This window comes from Flagellimonas alvinocaridis, assembly GCF_965248585.1.
Lineage (GTDB): Bacteria > Bacteroidota > Bacteroidia > Flavobacteriales > Flavobacteriaceae > Flagellimonas > Flagellimonas alvinocaridis.
Window position 1 is genome coordinate 463,007 of sequence record NZ_OZ252111.1, and the last position, 16,088, is coordinate 479,094.

Consider the following 16,088-nt stretch of genomic DNA (forward strand, 5'->3'; position numbering starts at 1 on the left):
TTTTTGTTTAAAAAGTAGCATTTATGCCAAAGGTCACTGTTCTTGGTCTTGGGAAAGATGTGTAATCGATACCAGCCGTAGGAATACCATTCAGCAAATCGCTAACTCCATTGTTTGGTGTGCCTGGCTGCACACTTACTTCTGGATCCAAACCACTATAATCTGTTATCAAGAAAAGGTTTTGTCCTGTAACAGATAGTCTTAGGCTTTTTAATCCGCCGTCACCACTAAGAGGCACAGTATAGCCAATGGATGCGTTCTGCATTCTAACAAAATCACCTTTTTCCAAAAATCTTGTGGAAACTGGGGCGGAAGCCAGATTACTTTCCCCGGAGGTAAGTACATCTGGAGTAACATTTCTGGCATTACCAATAGAACCAGCGGTAAAGAAGGCGTTCTTGGTATTGTTATATACAGAGAAGCCAAATTGTCCGGCCATATAGGCGGAAACGTCCCAATTCTTATACCCAAAGTTCAATGAAAGACCAGCGTTGACATCAGGTAATGCATCTTCGCCTACAAACCCCTGAACATCTCCAATTGGAAGACCGTTTTCGAATCCGCCAAATTCACGAAGGAAGTATGAAAACAATGGACGGTCTCCTGCCAAAATTTGGGCAAATGCCAATGAAAGACCTTGTCCTCGGATCGTACCGGAAGGAATTTGTCCGTCAAAATCCTGTAGTTCGTTTTCATTGTAAGCTATGTTGAATGATGTGGAGAAGTTGACATCTTCTGTGGCAACCCAATCTACGTTCATTTCAAATTCCACACCTTGGTTGATCAAAGTAGCATCCAAGTTTTCAAAGAATCTTGGTTGCGGAGATGGCTGTGCCGCCTCAATGTTCAACAGTAGGTCAGTGGTCTGCTTGCGATAAACGTTAATACTACCTGAAACCTTGTCTTGGTTAAATCCAAAATCAACACCTACGTTGAAGTCCAAAGTTTCTTCCCATTTCAAATCTGGGTTTGCAAAAGTAACGGGCGAAATTCCAGGTGGTACAAACTCACCGTTATCATTAATGGATGGGTCTCCAAATCTTTCACGTCTGATGAACTGACCATACCCAAGACCTTCTTGGTTACCTGTTATACCAGCCCCCAAACGTAATTTAAGGGTGGAGAAGGTATCGCCCATAAAATCTTCTTCGTTTATTTTCCAAGCAAATGCTGCTGAAGGGAAGTATCCATATTGGTTGTTTCCACCAAATCGGGAAGATCCATCAGCACGGACAGTAGCGGTGAACAAGTACTTATCCATTAAAGTATAGTTTACCCTGGCAAAGAATGACTGTAGTTCATCGGTATTGTCAAAAGTATTGGCGGCAAGTGCTCTAACAGAGCGAGTGGAATTGCCCAAGGGCACGGCCACTGCAGCCTCAACGGTGGGCAAAAGACGATTTACGATAATATCCTCAGATCTGGCATCATAACCAAACTGTTGGAAGCGACCATCTATTTCTGCCTGAGTAGTTCGGGTAGATCTTTTCAAGTCAGTTTCCATGGTGTTGAAATCAGAGGAGTTAAAACCAAATCCTTCCACATTTCGGCCACTGGTGCCAAAGTCTTGGAAAGAGTATCCCACAATTGCATCCAAATAAGAATTTTCAAACTCTTTGCGATAGTTCAAAGTAGCTTCAACAAGACGGTTCTCCAAATCAAGGGTGTTGTAGTTACCCCGACCGTTACCCTGGACATTTCGTCCTGCATTGATGGCATCTTTAGTGGTAAGTGCTATAGTTTGACCGTTGGATTTGTCATAACCTACATTGATTTTACCGGTTAGTTCAGGAGTAAATTTATACTCAACCGACCCATTCAATAGTATGCGGTTCACATTACTGGTAGTTCTTACTTCTTCCAATAATGTTGCAGGACTTAATAGTCCACCGGCTGCAGAAAACGATGCATTTGTAGGCCAAGTAGGGTTGGCTGAATATGCCGCACCAAGCAAATCCCCGTTAAAACCTGCACTACCGCTCAATGGCGCTCTTTGCTCGTTTACTCTTGAAATTGTTCCTTGGAAATTTAAGGTTAGGTCATCATCCAAAAATCTATGTGTGGCATTGATACGTCCTGTGATTCTTTCCAAGTCTGAGTTTTCAACAACACCAAATTGTTTTCCATATCCAAAAGTTGCCCTAACATTACCCTTTCCATAATTATGGGAGTAAGAAAGGTTTTGGTTTTGTGATGCAACAGTTCGGGTTACATAATCTTGCCAATCCGTATTGTTGCCAAAGTCTTGTGCATTTCGGTCACCTCCAAATTGTTCAACAGCATCCAAGAAAGCCTCTCTGTCCAAAAGGTCGTATTCATTGGCAGGGGTTGAAATACTGAGGTTGGAAGAAAATTCAAATATTCCTCCTTGACTTCCTCTTCCTGTCTTGGTGGTAATAATAACCACACCGTTTGCCCCACGGGAACCATAGATGGCAGTTGCGGAGGCATCTTTTAGGACACTGATGCTTTCAATGTCATTGGGGTTAAGGAAGTTAAGCGGGTTGGAAGATGTAGAGGTTCCAAGACCGGTGTCTCCACTGGAAGGAGATGTGTCAGCTCCAGAAAGTGGCACTCCATCCACCACAAAAAGTGGATTGTTGTTAGATCGAACCGAGTTAGTACCCCTGATACGAATAGCCACTCCATCTCCTGGAGCACCACTGGCTTGGGTAATCTGCACACCGGCTGTCTTACCTTGAATAAGCTGTTCAGGTGAAGCAATGACCCCACCATTAAAATCTTCCGAGGTAACGGCAGCTACGGCTCCAGTTGCATCTTTAATGGTTGTTTGACCATAACCAATAATTACAACCTCGTCCAAGGCTTGGGTATCCTCTTCTAGGGTCACACTTATTGTAGAGCGTCCATTGACGGCAACTTCAATGGATTTGTAACCAATATAACTGAACACCAAAACGGCAGAGTCAGCTATGCCGTCCAAGGTGTAGTTTCCGTCAAAATCGGTTTGAGTACCATTGGTAGTGCCTTTTACAAGTACGCTTGCCCCGGGCAACGGTCCAGTTGCGTCCGAAACAGTACCTGACACTGTCTGAGCTTTTGCTAAGCCAAAGCATAAAAATGCCCCAAGCATCAAAAAGCTTTTTAGTAGCGTAATCTTCATAAATAATTAATTTTAAGTTTAGTTAATTTTAATTCAAGTGGTAAACATATATAAAAAATATGTTAATTAAAATCAACACATATCTGCAATGCAAAACGAAAACGGTTTCGTGTTAATAACTTTGGATATGTGAAGGGTTGACAAAACTTAATGGGTTGGTTTGTTTATATTACAATATAAGAAAAGAAAATTAAGAATTTTGTAATACATGGCTAATATAACATTTTTTATTTTCTTAGACGTTTTAACATTTAATTAAGATTTTATTTCTAACTAAAAGGTTTTATGTGTTAAAAAAACATATTTTGATAAAGGCTCTTTTTTTTAATGCGTACTTTCAAAATACCAAATCATGAAAATCTAAAATTTTGGATTGTTGAAAACAAAAATCACCTTAAAAGATATCGCAAGAGAATTGGAGGTGTCCATCTCCACTGTGTCAAAGGCACTGAAGAACAGTGAAGAAATCAGTAGGGACACCAAGGAAAAAGTACAGGCTTTTGCAAGGCTGTATAATTACAAACCCAACAATATAGCCATTAGCCTCAAGAATAAGAGGACCAAGAACATTGGTGTGGTAATCCCGGATATTGTGCACCATTTTTTTACCACAGTTATTCGGGGTATTGAAAAGTATGCCAATGCCAGGGGCTATAATGTAATTGTATGCCTTTCCGAGGAGTCCTTTGATAAAGAGGTAATTAACATGGAAATGTTGGCTAATGGAAGCATAGATGGCTTTATTATGTCGCTATCATCGGAAACCCAACAAAAAGGGGACTATAATCACCTTAAGGAAGTTACCGAGCAGGGGATTCCTGTGGTGCTTTTTGATCGTATCACCAATGAGATTGAATGTGACAAAGTCATCATAGATGATGAGCTTGGGGCGTATATAGCCACAAAAAAGCTCGTGGAACAGGGGAGGAAAAAAATAGCGTTGATCACTACGGACGATTACCTCAGTGTAAGCAAATCACGTACCATGGGTTACAAAAAAGCACTCATGGAAACCGGTATTGAGGTGGATGAATCCAGAATCCTAAAACTACCTACCATGGAAATGGACGAAGCAAGCATCAAAGACTTCTTGGAAAACCAAAAACTTGATGCAGTCCTATGCGTTAATGAAATATTCGCCGTCTATAGCATGCGATTGGCACAGAAAAATGGACTTAGAATTCCGGAAGATGTTTCTGTTATAGGTTTTACGGATGGAGTTTTGTCCAAATATGCCAATCCAAGTCTTACAGTAGTGGCCCAACATGGCGAAAAAATGGGTGAGGTCTCTGCCCAAATGCTGATAGACAAGGTAGAAAGTGAAGAAGATGAAGAAACCTACCAGACCAAAATTTTGGAGCCTACCTTGGTGATCAGGGATTCCATCGTACATTAACCAAAATGCGGGTAATAGGTTAACTTCGGCCAGCATATTAATTCAGAAAAAATGAATCAAGAATACATAACCGCACACCCTTGGTCCATTATTGAAGAGGGGTTTAATAAAGAATTGGTACAATCGTCCGAGAGCCTATTCAGTCTTGGGAATGGAGCCATGGGGCAGCGCGCCAATTTTGAAGAGCAGTATTCAGGGGAAACTTTTCAGGGCAGTTATATAGCTGGGGTCTACTATCCGGACAAAACCCGTGTGGGATGGTGGAAAAACGGTTATCCAGAGTACTTCGCAAAAGTCCTCAATGCGCCAAATTGGATTGGTATCGATATTCCCTTGAATGGCCAGCCATTGAATTTGGCCGACTGCAAAAAAGTTGCGCATTTTCTTCGGGAACTCAATATGAAAGAAGGATGGTACAAGCGCAGTTTCGTTGCCACCATGCCCAATGATTTGGAAATTGCTGTTGAGGTGGTTCGTTTTTTGAGTTTGGATTTGGATGAATTGGGTGCCATACAATATAATGTACAGCTCCTCAATGCCGATGCAGAAGTCACAGTAACGCCTTATGTGGATGGTGGGATAAAGAACAGGGATAGCAACTGGGACGACAAATTTTGGAACATCACTGGAATTGACTCCAAACAAAATAGGGCTTTTGTGGAATCGCACACCATGAAGACCCAATTTAAGGTCTGTACCTTCATGGGTAGTGAGCTATATGTTGATGGAATCAAGACCAATGAAATCCCTGCCGTTAAAAAAGATGAAGTTTCCATATCCCATACCTATAAGTTAAACCTCCAAAAGGATGATACCCTGACCTTGATTAAATATGGCGGTTATACCGTGGATAGAAATCATCCGGCAGAAAAACTTGTCGAAGTTGCCAATCGGGTTCTGGACCAAGCATCCAAACTAGGTTTTGAAGCCCTATTGCAAATGCAAAAGAAAGCCTGGGCTAAAATTTGGGAAATGAGCGACATTGCCATTGAAGGTGATGTAAAGGCACAGCAAGGAATCCGATTCAACATATTTCAGCTTAACCAAACCTATCTTGGAAAAGATTCCAGACTGAATATTGGCCCAAAAGGGTTCACCGGTGAGAAATATGGAGGAAGCACTTATTGGGACACCGAGGCATACTGCCTGCCCTTTTATATGGCCACCAAAAACCAGGAGGTGGCATGGAACCTATTGGAATACCGCTATAACCATTTACAAAAGGCCATAGAGAACGCGGAAAAATTAGGATTTAAAAATGGTGCGGCACTCTATCCAATGGTCACCATGAACGGCGAAGAATGCCATAACGAATGGGAAATTACCTTTGAGGAAATCCACAGAAACGGGGCGATTGCCTTCGCCATATACAATTGTCACCGTTTCACGGGAGATTACAGCTATATCCCCAAAATGGGCTTGGAAGTCTTGATCGGGATAGCTCGGTTTTGGCACCAGCGGGTCAATTTTTCAGAAGAAAAACAACAATATGTCATGCTGGGCGTAACCGGACCCAATGAGTATGAGAACAATGTCAACAACAACTGGTACACCAACTATTTGGCCAAATGGTGTATGGAATATGCCGCTGAACAGCTCCAAATAGTAGCCGAATCCTACCCTGAGGATTACCAACGTATAATTTCCAACACAAAGTTGTCTCCAACTGAAATTGAAGACTGGGCCAAAATGGCCGGCAACATGTATTTTCCTTTTTCTGAAAAACACAAAGTGTTCTTACAACAAGATGGATTTTTGGACAAGGAATTGGTTCGGGTGCAAGATTTGGACAAGTCCCAAAGACCCATCAACCAAAAATGGAGTTGGGACCATATTCTTCGGTCTCCTTACATCAAACAAGCCGATGTGCTCCAAGGCTTTTACTTTTTTGAAGACCATTTCAGTCAGGAGGAATTGGAACGTCATTTCGATTTCTATGAACCTTTTACCGTTCACGAATCCTCACTTTCACCCTGCGTGCATAGCATTCAGGCTGCCAAACTGGGACGCATGGAACAGGCCTATACCTTTTACTTGAGAACATCCCGGTTGGATCTGGACGATTATAACAAGGAAGTGGAGGAAGGGCTTCACATTACCTCCATGGCCGGCACATGGATGAGCATTGTGGAAGGCTTTGGGGGAATGCGCGTTGTGGACAACGTACTCAGTTTTAACCCACAAATTCCAGAACAATGGAAATCCTACTCCTTCAAAATCAATTTTAGGAACCAAATCGTGACCATGACCGTCTCTACCCAAGGAACTGCCTTTACAGTTTCCGGGGATGATGCCCTGACCATTCAGGTAGATGGGAAACCCCTCAAGTTGATACCGGGGAAAACGGTTCGTGCCTAAAAAAGTTCCCTTATTTTGCGGTTGGAAAAACCCCGAGACCCATGAAGAAAAAAGCAGTAGTCTATCAAGTCTTTACCCGACTTTTTGGAAACACAAATGCCCATAACATTCCTTGGGGTACCATTCAGGAAAATGGAGTGGGGAAGTTCGCGGATTTTACTGAAAAAGCTTTGGGGGAAATTAAAGCTTTAGGGGTCACCCATGTCTGGTATACCGGAGTGCTACACCATGCATTGGTCAATGATTATACTGCCTATGGCATTTCCAATAACGATTACAATGTAGTCAAGGGACGTGCAGGTTCACCTTACGCCGTGAAGGACTACTACAATGTAAATCCCGATTTGGCCTTGGACCCTTCCAGACGACTCGATGAATTCAAGGAACTTATCCAGAGGACCCATAAATTGGGGATGAAGGTGATTATTGACATAGTTCCCAACCATGTGGCCCGCAAATATGAAGGAACCAACAACCCCGAAGGAGTGGTGGACTTGGGCGACCGTGACGATGTTATGAAGGAATACGATGTTGACAATAATTTTTACTACATCCCTGGTCAACCCTTTCAATTGCCACATTGGGAGCATGGCTATATACCTTTGGGAGGGAGAAACTTTCCAGGGTCAAATCAAAAGCTTGAGGAAAATCCAGCAAAATGGACAGGAAATGGCTCCCGAATGGCCCAACCCCATTTCAACGATTGGTATGAAACGGTGAAAATCAATTATGGGGTGCGTCCGGATGGAACCAAGGATTTTGATGAGTTGCCGGGGGACTTCAGGAGCAAGGGCTACAAAGAACACTTTCAATTTTGGAGTGATAAAACTGTGCCCGATTCTTGGATAAAATTTAGGGATATTGTGCTGTATTGGTTAGATTTTGGAGTGGATGGGTTTCGCTACGACATGGCCGAAATGGTGCCGGTGGAGTTTTGGAGCTACCTGAATTCCAACATCAAAATGAAGAAGCCAGACGCTTTTTTAATGGCGGAAGTGTACAATCCTGACCTGTATAGGGGCTATATCCATTTGGGAAAAATGGATTATCTCTACGATAAAGTGGATTTTTATGATGGTTTAAAGCATATTATGAAAGGGTATGGTTGGACAGACCATATTCCCGTAGTGCAGCAAAAAGTGTTGGACATTGAGCACCATATGCTCCATTTTCTGGAAAACCATGATGAGCAAAGGATTGCCAGCCCAGATTTTGCAGGCAAAGCGGAACTTGGAAAACCAGCGATGGTGGTCTCGGCAACCATAAGTACCTCTCCTGTCATGATTTATTTTGGACAGGAAGTGGGTGAGCCAGCCGCTGAGGATGCTGGTTTTGGAAGTCCTACACGAACCTCCATTTTCGATTACATTGGAGTGCCCCACCATCAACGTTGGATGAACAATAAAGCATTTGATGGAGGTCAATTGTCACAAGAAGAAAAAGACCTACGGGATTTTTATGCCCGTCTTTTAAATTTTACCAAACAAAGTGAGGCCTTGATGGGCGATTACCAAGAAACTCATTTTTATAATAAAGAACGTACCGAGAACTATGATCATAGGGTCCTTTCCTTTGCAAGGTGGACCGATGAGGAAAAACTGCTGGTCATTTCCAATTTCGATACCCAAAAAAGCTATGCCTTTGAGCTTAAGGTTCCGGGAGATATCATTGCCAAATGGCAATTGAAGGATAAAGCGTATGGCCTTTCCGAAGCATTATATGGAAAAGTGGAACCAACCCTATCAGTAGAGAATGGGCAAGGAAAGGTTTGGGTAGAGTTGAAACCTTTAGAATCCAATATTTTTAGATTGGAACAATAAAAAAGCGGATTGCAAAGCAATCCGCCCGAGCTTAGGTTGGTTAGTTGCCTTACTCCTTTGCAGCTGTTTTTTTGTAGATCAGTGCAATGATGGCCCCTATGATACCGTAAAAAATAATGTCGATTATGGCTTCGACCAAATGAGCGGTAATGTCCATCCAACTTACGGTGGCATAAGTAATAAGTCCCATTCCCAATCCAATTAGAGCCCCAATCCAGGCCCCGAACTCAAATCCTTGACCCAAAGAATGATGGCCTCTGGCCCATTTGCTGTACAGGGTACTAAGGATAAAGGAGGCAATAAGATTCGCTAAGGCTATGATTCCCAAATCGGGAACCTCTTTCATGGCGTTGACAATGGTGTGTTCTGTAAAAAAGTCTACAGTGGCAATACCCCAAATGAGGTATCCCAGAAAAAACATGGCAATAGCGGCAACCAAGGTGGCCAACAAATTAGATTTAGAAAACATGTTCATAGTTTTTTATTGGTTATCAATATGATAAATGTATTAAATAAAATTTAACAAATCGATAAAAATCAATGTGTTATAAAATGAATATCTCTTTTTTAAGCCATATGGTCCGTAAATATTTCATTTTCCCATTTAGCTCCCAAATTCAATTTTCAAGTTGTATTTTTAACTGTCTTAAAAATCAAAAAATGAAGAAAAACCTACTTTGGGCATCGATTGTCACTTTCTTATTTAACAGCTGTGGAATGAAAGATTTAAAACCATTGGTCATTGGCCATAGAGGGGCCATGGGGCGCGAAACCGAAAACACATTGGCGTCTGTACAAAAGGCACTGGATATGGGTGTGGATATGATTGAAATAGATGTATTCCAGATTAAAAGTGGCGAAACTGTGGTATTTCATGATGATACAGTGGATAGATTAACGAATGGGGAAGGTGAAATAGAAGCATATATTTTAACTGACATGCAGGAACTTGTTTTGGATGGAGGACACAAGATTCCGTTGCTAGAGGATGTGTTGAATCTTATTGATAACCAAGTGGGATTAAATATTGAATTGAAGGGTGCGGGAACGTCTGACCAGGTTAACTTCATCACAAAAAGTTTTATTGAAAACAAGGGCTGGTCACCAGATAATATTGTTATTTCCAGTTTCGATTGGGACGAACTAAGGGAAATGCGAAAACTAAACAAGGATATCAAGATTGCGGTACTAACGGCAGAAGACCCACTGGAGGCAATTATGGTAGCTAAAGAATTGAATGCAGTGGCCATCAATCCCAGATATACCACATTGACTGCTGAAAACGTGCAAAAAATGCAGGAAGAAGGATTGAAGGTCTATACGTGGACAGTCAACGAACCTGAAGATATTCAACGAATGAAAGATTTTGGGGTAGACGGAATCATTACCAATTATCCTGAACGAGCGCATTGATGTTTGATGTGATCATCGTTGGAGGTGGTGCTGCCGGGTTTTATGCCGGAATCCACATTGCCGAAAAGGCTTCCCATTTAAAGATTGCCATTTTTGAACGGGGCAAGAGCGTATTGTCCAAAGTAAAAGTTTCAGGGGGCGGTCGGTGCAATGTAACCCATGGTGAGTTTTCGCCACGCGATCTTTGTACCAACTATCCCCGTGGTGAGAGAGAGCTATTGGGACCGTTCCACAATTACGCCCCCATGGATGTCATGGCATTTTTTGAGGAACGTGGGGTGCCGCTCAAGATTGAAGAGGATGGACGCGTATTCCCCCAAAGCGATTCTTCACAATCCATAATAGATTGTCTTGTAGGCGAAGCCGAACGATTGGGCATCACGATTTTGCGGAACAGCTCCGTAAAACAATTTGAAAAAATTGGGGAGGAATGGCAGGTAACCACCATGAATAAACATTATCATGCCAAAAAACTGCTCCTGGCCACAGGGAGCAACACCAAAATTTGGCAACAACTTCAAACGTTGGGACATACTATTGTTACACCCGTACCCTCTTTGTTCACGTTCAACATCAATGATGAGCGCATTAATGGAATACAAGGCATAAGCACCTATGTTTCTGCTGAAATCCCTCCCAAGAAAATTTTCGCTTCCAATAAAGTTGACCTCAATTTAAAAAGTGCAAAGAAGGAAGAACCCGTTTTACAGTCCGAAGGCCCCTTATTGATTACACATTGGGGGTTAAGTGGACCGGCAATCCTAAAATTGTCTGCTTGGGGAGCCAATATTTTGAATGAATATAATTATGTATTTCGAGTGAACATCAATTGGACACCTGAATATACAACAGCTTCCATGGAAGGCTTACTCCGAAAAATTAAAGAAGTAGAACCCAAAAAGACGGTTTTGAGAACCCATGCCGTTGAACTTCCAAGACGACTTTGGGCAAAACTGGTTCATGCGGCACATATTAAAAAAGAAGAAAAATGGGCAGACCTGACCAAAGAGAAACTTCAAGACTTGGCAAAACAGCTTACCGCATCCTCCTTTAAGGTTGATGGAAAAAGCACTTTTAAAGAGGAATTTGTCACCGCTGGAGGGGTGGATTTAAAAGAAATCGATTTTAGGACATTCGAAAGTAAAATCATTCCCAATCTCTATTTTGCCGGAGAAATTATCAACGTGGATGCCATTACCGGTGGATTCAACTTTCAAAATGCATGGACAGGGGCCTACTTGGCCGCACAGGCAATTGCATCATCGGATTAATTACTGCAAGAGCATAGCGATAGCAGCAGCCAATGCCGCTCCCAGAATAGGGCCTATCACTGGAATCCAAGAATAGTCCCACCCGTTGGAACCCTTATTTTTTATGGGTACCAAAGCATGAATGATTCTAGGCCCCATATCCCGTGCCGGATTGATGGCATAGCCTGTAGTACCTCCCAAGGACAACCCAATCCCCCACACGATCAATGCTACAGGTAAGGCGCCCAAGGAACCCAGACCAATGATGGTGTTGTCAGAAGACATCACGGCATCGGTAAAATAAAGCACCGCAAATACAAGGACAAAAGTGCCCAAGATTTCGGTCAACAGATTTAAGAAGGTATTTGGAATAGCGGGAGCATTGCAAAAGACCGCACGCTTTGCGTTCCCGTCCTCAGTGGCATCAAAATGGTCTTTATTAATGAGCCACACCAAAAAGGCACCCAAAATGGCGCCTATGAACTGCGCCAAAATATAGCTTAAAATGGCATCAACTGGAAATTCCCCTGCCACGGCCAACCCAATGGTAACAGCGGGGTTAAGATGGGCACCGCTGTAGGGGCCGGCTACCACGACCCCGGTATAAACCGCAAAGGCCCATCCAGTGGTGATCACAATCCAACCAGAGCCATTTCCGTAGGTTTTTTGTAGAGAGACGTTGGCATTGACACCACACCCCAAGAGAATCAAAAGAAAGGTGCCCACAATTTCGGCGATAAAGGGAGTCATACGGATTTAGGTTTAGTGTTTACAGTGGGTTAATTTATGGGTTTTCTGTCCAATGTTCCAAAGCTTTTATAGCCCTGTACCATCCTTGTATACCTTGATCTATGGTTTCTCTGTCCGATGTGGGTTTAAAATGAACATCGGCTTGCCAAATATCCTGTATCTCTGAGGTGCTTTTCCAGTACCCAACGGCCAATCCAGCTAGATAAGCGGCACCCATGACTGTGGTTTCCACAATTTTCGGTCTAACGGTAACCGTGTTCAATACATCGGCCTGAAATTGCATAAGCATATCGTTTATGGTTGCACCGCCATCCACCCGAAGCTCTTTGATGGAAATGCCTGAATCAGCCTCCATGGCTTTTAAAATATCCATGGTTTGATAAGCAATGGATTCTAAAGAGGCTCTTGCAATATGGGCATCGGTACTTCCTCGTGTCAATCCAAAAATGGTGCCTTGTGCATGTTGGTTCCAATGCGGCGCCCCCAAACCTGCAAAGGCGGGAACAAAATAGACCCCATCCGAACTATTGACACCCCCTGCCAGTTGTTCAACTTCCGAGGAGGTTTTAATGATCTTTAAACTGTCCCGAAGCCATTGTACCACAGCCCCGGCAATAAAAATGCTCCCTTCCAGGGCATATTGGGTCTTTCCGTTGATTTTCCATGCCACCGTGGTCAATAGATTATTTTTGGATACTACAGGGGTCTCCCCAATGTTCATGAGCATAAAACAACCCGTGCCATAGGTGTTCTTGACCATGCCTTTTTTAGTACACATTTGGCCAAAGAGAGCTGCTTGTTGGTCTCCGGCAATTCCCGCAATGGGGATTTTGGAGGCAAAGAAATTAGGACTGGTAAAGCCATAGACCTCACTGGATTGATGTACTTTGGGAAGCATGCTTTTTGGAATGGTGAGCAACTCCAACAGCTCATCGTCCCATTGCATGGTGTTTATATTAAAGATAAGGGTGCGTGAGGCATTGGTGACATCCGTGATATGCAACTTGCCCTCTGTCATTTTCCAGATGAGCCAGGTATCTATAGTGCCCATGATCAAATCACCGGCCTCGGCTTTTTCCCGGGCGCCTTCCACATGGTCCAATATCCATTTTACCTTGGTTCCCGAAAAATAAGAGTCAATAACTAAACCTGTTTTTTTACGGATCAAGTCTGATTTCCCTTGTTTTTTTAAGACATCGCAATAGTCGGCCGTACGCTTGTCCTGCCAGACGATGGCATTGTAGACAGGTTCCCCGGTGTTTCGGTCCCAAACCACTACGGTCTCACGCTGGTTAGTGATGCCAATAGCGGCCATTTGTTCCCCTTTCAATCCTTTTTTGCTGACCGCTTCGGCGGCCATTCCTGCTTGGGTAGCCCATATCTCATTGGGGTCGTGTTCTACCCAACCCGGTTTAGGAAAAATTTGGGTGAATTCTTTCTGGGCCACAGAGATAATAGTTCCCTTTTGATCAAAGATCACGGCCCTGGAACTGGTAGTGCCTTGATCTAAAGCAAGGATGTATTGGTTCATTTTAGTTAATTTAACGCGATTGAATTTACTAAAATTAATTTGGGTAGCTTTTTACTATGATGCATAACTATATAGCACTTCTAAGGGGAATCAATGTTGGGGGACAAAAGAAGATAAAAATGGCAGACCTAAAGAAAACCTTGGTAAAAACAGGATTGAACAATGTGGAAACCTACATTCAGAGCGGGAATGTGGTTTTTAGGGATGAGGAGTCAAACAAGCGAGTGCTTGAAAGTCGTATCCATAAGGCCATTTCGGATGATTTTGGCTTTGAAGTGCCCATTTTGGTGGTATTGGAGGAGGATATCAAAGAAATATTGAATAAAAATCCGTTTGGCCAAAATGATGAGGACAATAAATTATATTATGTATTGCTCAAGGAACCTCCAGGGAAGAATGCCATAAATGAATTCAATAAACTCAATTTTGAACAAGAAGATTTTCACATCACGGATGCCTGTGTCTATCTACTATGCAAAAAGGGATATGGAAACGCCAAACTCAGTAATAATCTGGTAGAGCAAAAACTCAAAGTGGAAGCCACTACCCGCAATTTGAGAACCATGCAAAAGTTGCTGGATATGGTCCAAAAAAAGTAGTCGACCAATATTGCCCGCAAATGGTATTGAACTTGAACTTGCCCTTGAACTTATGTTTGAACTTGAGCTTGCTTTTGAACTTGAACTTGTATTTAAGGGTTAAGCTCCCATATCTTATAGTTGAGGACAGCGGCAAAACAAACCCATAATAGATAGGGGACCATTAAAATAGCGGCAGGTTTACTTACCACCTTGAACCATTTAATGGTCAACATGATCAGGGTGAGCAGCACCAAAATCACCAAAAGGGCCAATAGTGGATTCTTCAATCCAAAAAAGACAATGCTCCACAAAGCGTTGAAAAGCAATTGAAAGACAAAATGATAAAGGGCCGTTTTCACCCAAATATGGTGATATCCCTTGGACCAGACCACCCCGGCCGCAACACCCATCAACACATAAAGCACGGTCCAGACCGGGGCAAAAAGCTCATTAGGCGGGGTAAAGGAAGGCTTGTTCAGAGTGGTATACCATTCATTAACAGAACTTTGGGTTGCAAAACCCGAAAGGAAACCTATGAGAAGACACACGGCGACACTGATGGAAATGTAAATGATTCTTTTTTTCATGGCTGGCACTACATCAACTAAAATAAGAATTTATTTGAATCCCCTTTCCGGTAAGAGGCATGCTATCTTATATTTGTCCAAACATTTCCCATGACCGAAAACGACTTTTCCCAAAACACCTATTCCCATTTTCCAAAGGAGGGCAAGGTCACATGGAAGGCCCCCAGCAATATCGCCTTGGTGAAATATTGGGGGAAACTGGCCCATCAGATACCGGCCAACCCATCCATCAGTTTTACGTTGGATGCCTGTGCCACGACCACTTCGATGGCATTCGGGAAAAAAGAGGAAAGCTCCAATACATTTTCTTTCGACTTCTTTTTTGAGGGGAAACCCAAGGAAGATTTTAAACCCAAGATCCAAACCTTTTTGGAACGTATCGATGCGTATGTTCCTTTTTTAAAGGAATACCATTTGGTTATTGAAACCTCCAATTCCTTTCCTCACAGTAGTGGAATTGCTTCCTCGGCAAGCGGTATGGCCGCATTGTCCTTGTGTATCATGGACATTGAAAAGCAAATGAACCCTGATATGGACGAGGTCTTTTTCAATAAAAAAGCATCCTTTTTGGCCCGTTTGGGTTCGGGAAGCGCCTGTAGGAGTATTGAGGGTGATTTGATTCAATGGGGAACACATAAAAACATACCCGAAAGCTCCAATCTGTACGGGATCAAATACCCGTTTGAAGTCAATCCGGTATTCAAAAATTATCACGATACCATTTTATTGGTCCATAAAGGGCAAAAACAAGTGAGCAGCACCGTGGGGCACGAATTGATGCATGGACATCCTTTTGCCGAAAATAGGTTTCGGCAAGCCCATGAAAATTTGGATGCGCTAAAGCCGGTATTTGCCCATGGAGATGTGGAGGAATTCATCAAGATTGTGGAAAGTGAGGCGCTTACCCTACATGCCATGATGATGACCAGTATGCCCTATTTCATTTTAATGAAACCGGATACTTTGGAGATTATCAACAAGATTTGGGCCTACCGAATGCAAACCCATATTCCCATTTGCTTCACCTTGGATGCAGGGGCCAATGTGCATGTGTTCTACCCAGAGTCGGTCAAGGAAAAAGCCATCCAATTTATTCAGGATGAATTGATTGAACATTGTGAGAAAGGCCACTACATTTGCGACCGAATTGGCCAAGGAGCACGAAAAATACGGTAAAACAAACTCAAGGAAGCCGTTTTTTTGCGTTCTTTGCCCCAAATTTTGACGGTGACACAAGATTTTGAAGAGAAAACAGTTTTGTTCATCGGATTAGTTTAA

12 protein-coding genes are annotated in these 16,088 nt (G+C 42.7%); 7 read left to right on the top strand and 5 right to left on the bottom strand.

The genetic code is table 11. The features are described 5' to 3' along the window. Positions 1-7 precede the first annotated feature (7 nt). Entirely contained in the window at positions 8-3,124 is a 3,117-nt protein-coding gene (locus ACP14V_RS02045) for a SusC/RagA family TonB-linked outer membrane protein (protein WP_424987751.1), read from the bottom strand. Between the two features lie 376 nt (positions 3,125-3,500). Between ACP14V_RS02045 and ACP14V_RS02050 the strand changes: the two genes are divergently transcribed. Genes ACP14V_RS02050 through ACP14V_RS02060 form a run of 3 tightly spaced genes read left to right on the top strand, consistent with a single transcriptional unit; the run spans position 3,501 to position 8,698 of the window. Then, on the top strand, positions 3,501-4,520 hold the full coding sequence (locus tag ACP14V_RS02050; protein WP_136565403.1) for a LacI family DNA-binding transcriptional regulator: 1,020 nt from the start codon (positions 3,501-3,503) through the stop codon (positions 4,518-4,520). A gap of 51 nt (positions 4,521-4,571) precedes the next feature. Continuing rightward, positions 4,572-6,878, top strand: coding sequence for a glycoside hydrolase family 65 protein (locus ACP14V_RS02055; RefSeq protein ID WP_424987753.1), 2,307 nt, complete (start codon positions 4,572-4,574; stop codon positions 6,876-6,878). Positions 6,879-6,919: 41 nt separating this feature from the next. Continuing rightward, entirely contained in the window at positions 6,920-8,698 is a 1,779-nt protein-coding gene (locus tag ACP14V_RS02060; RefSeq protein ID WP_272610853.1) for an alpha-amylase family protein, read from the top strand. Between the two features lie 49 nt (positions 8,699-8,747). On the opposite strand, the gene ACP14V_RS02065 is transcribed toward ACP14V_RS02060, so the two are convergent. After that, positions 8,748-9,167 (bottom strand): hypothetical protein, encoded by a 420-nt coding sequence (locus ACP14V_RS02065; RefSeq protein WP_272610852.1) that lies wholly within the window; start codon positions 9,165-9,167, stop codon positions 8,748-8,750. A gap of 248 nt (positions 9,168-9,415) precedes the next feature. On the opposite strand from ACP14V_RS02065, the gene ACP14V_RS02070 reads away from it, so the two are divergent. Then, the gene (locus ACP14V_RS02070; protein WP_272610851.1) at positions 9,416-10,111 is read left to right on the top strand and encodes a glycerophosphodiester phosphodiesterase; all 696 of its coding nucleotides are present in this window, start codon (positions 9,416-9,418) and stop codon (positions 10,109-10,111) included. Then, entirely contained in the window at positions 10,111-11,382 is a 1,272-nt protein-coding gene (locus ACP14V_RS02075; protein WP_272610850.1) for an NAD(P)/FAD-dependent oxidoreductase, read from the top strand. The genes ACP14V_RS02070 and ACP14V_RS02075 overlap by 1 nt, the downstream gene beginning before the upstream one ends. On the opposite strand, the gene ACP14V_RS02080 is transcribed toward ACP14V_RS02075, so the two are convergent. Then, on the bottom strand, positions 11,383-12,111 hold the full coding sequence (locus ACP14V_RS02080; RefSeq protein ID WP_272610849.1) for an MIP/aquaporin family protein: 729 nt from the start codon (positions 12,109-12,111) through the stop codon (positions 11,383-11,385). Positions 12,112-12,145: 34 nt separating this feature from the next. After that, a complete protein-coding gene (gene glpK / locus ACP14V_RS02085; RefSeq protein WP_272610848.1) occupies positions 12,146-13,642 on the bottom strand; it encodes a glycerol kinase GlpK in 1,497 nt (498 codons plus the stop codon). Positions 13,643-13,698: 56 nt separating this feature from the next. On the opposite strand from glpK, the gene ACP14V_RS02090 reads away from it, so the two are divergent. Further along, positions 13,699-14,241, top strand: coding sequence for a DUF1697 domain-containing protein (locus tag ACP14V_RS02090; protein WP_272610847.1), 543 nt, complete (start codon positions 13,699-13,701; stop codon positions 14,239-14,241). Positions 14,242-14,333: 92 nt separating this feature from the next. Here ACP14V_RS02090 and ACP14V_RS02095 read toward each other — a convergent pair whose 3' ends face one another. Beyond that, complete coding sequence (locus tag ACP14V_RS02095; RefSeq protein ID WP_272610846.1) at positions 14,334-14,810, bottom strand: TspO/MBR family protein; 477 nt, start codon at positions 14,808-14,810, stop codon at positions 14,334-14,336. 90 nt (positions 14,811-14,900) lie between these two features. Between ACP14V_RS02095 and ACP14V_RS02100 the strand changes: the two genes are divergently transcribed. After that, positions 14,901-15,986, top strand: a complete 1,086-nt coding sequence (locus ACP14V_RS02100; protein ID WP_272610845.1) for a diphosphomevalonate/mevalonate 3,5-bisphosphate decarboxylase family protein — start codon at positions 14,901-14,903, stop codon at positions 15,984-15,986. The last annotated feature ends 102 nt before the right edge of the window (positions 15,987-16,088 follow it).

Excerpts from the sequence above, each read along its gene's own strand:
- ACP14V_RS02045 (WP_424987751.1), bottom strand. The coding sequence starts at position 3,124 with ATGAAGATTACGCTACTAAAAAGCTTTTTGATGCTTGGGGCATTTTTA.
- ACP14V_RS02055 (WP_424987753.1), top strand. The coding sequence starts at position 4,572 with ATGAATCAAGAATACATAACCGCACACCCTTGGTCCATTATTGAAGAG.
- ACP14V_RS02060 (WP_272610853.1), top strand. The coding sequence starts at position 6,920 with ATGAAGAAAAAAGCAGTAGTCTATCAAGTCTTTACCCGACTTTTTGGA.
- ACP14V_RS02065 (WP_272610852.1), bottom strand. The coding sequence starts at position 9,167 with ATGTTTTCTAAATCTAATTTGTTGGCCACCTTGGTTGCCGCTATTGCC.
- ACP14V_RS02070 (WP_272610851.1), top strand. The coding sequence starts at position 9,416 with ATGAAAGATTTAAAACCATTGGTCATTGGCCATAGAGGGGCCATGGGG.
- ACP14V_RS02075 (WP_272610850.1), top strand. The coding sequence starts at position 10,111 with ATGTTTGATGTGATCATCGTTGGAGGTGGTGCTGCCGGGTTTTATGCC.
- ACP14V_RS02080 (WP_272610849.1), bottom strand. The coding sequence starts at position 12,111 with ATGACTCCCTTTATCGCCGAAATTGTGGGCACCTTTCTTTTGATTCTC.
- glpK (WP_272610848.1), bottom strand. The coding sequence starts at position 13,642 with ATGAACCAATACATCCTTGCTTTAGATCAAGGCACTACCAGTTCCAGG.
- ACP14V_RS02090 (WP_272610847.1), top strand. The coding sequence starts at position 13,699 with ATGATGCATAACTATATAGCACTTCTAAGGGGAATCAATGTTGGGGGA.
- ACP14V_RS02095 (WP_272610846.1), bottom strand. The coding sequence starts at position 14,810 with ATGAAAAAAAGAATCATTTACATTTCCATCAGTGTCGCCGTGTGTCTT.
- ACP14V_RS02100 (WP_272610845.1), top strand. The coding sequence starts at position 14,901 with ATGACCGAAAACGACTTTTCCCAAAACACCTATTCCCATTTTCCAAAG.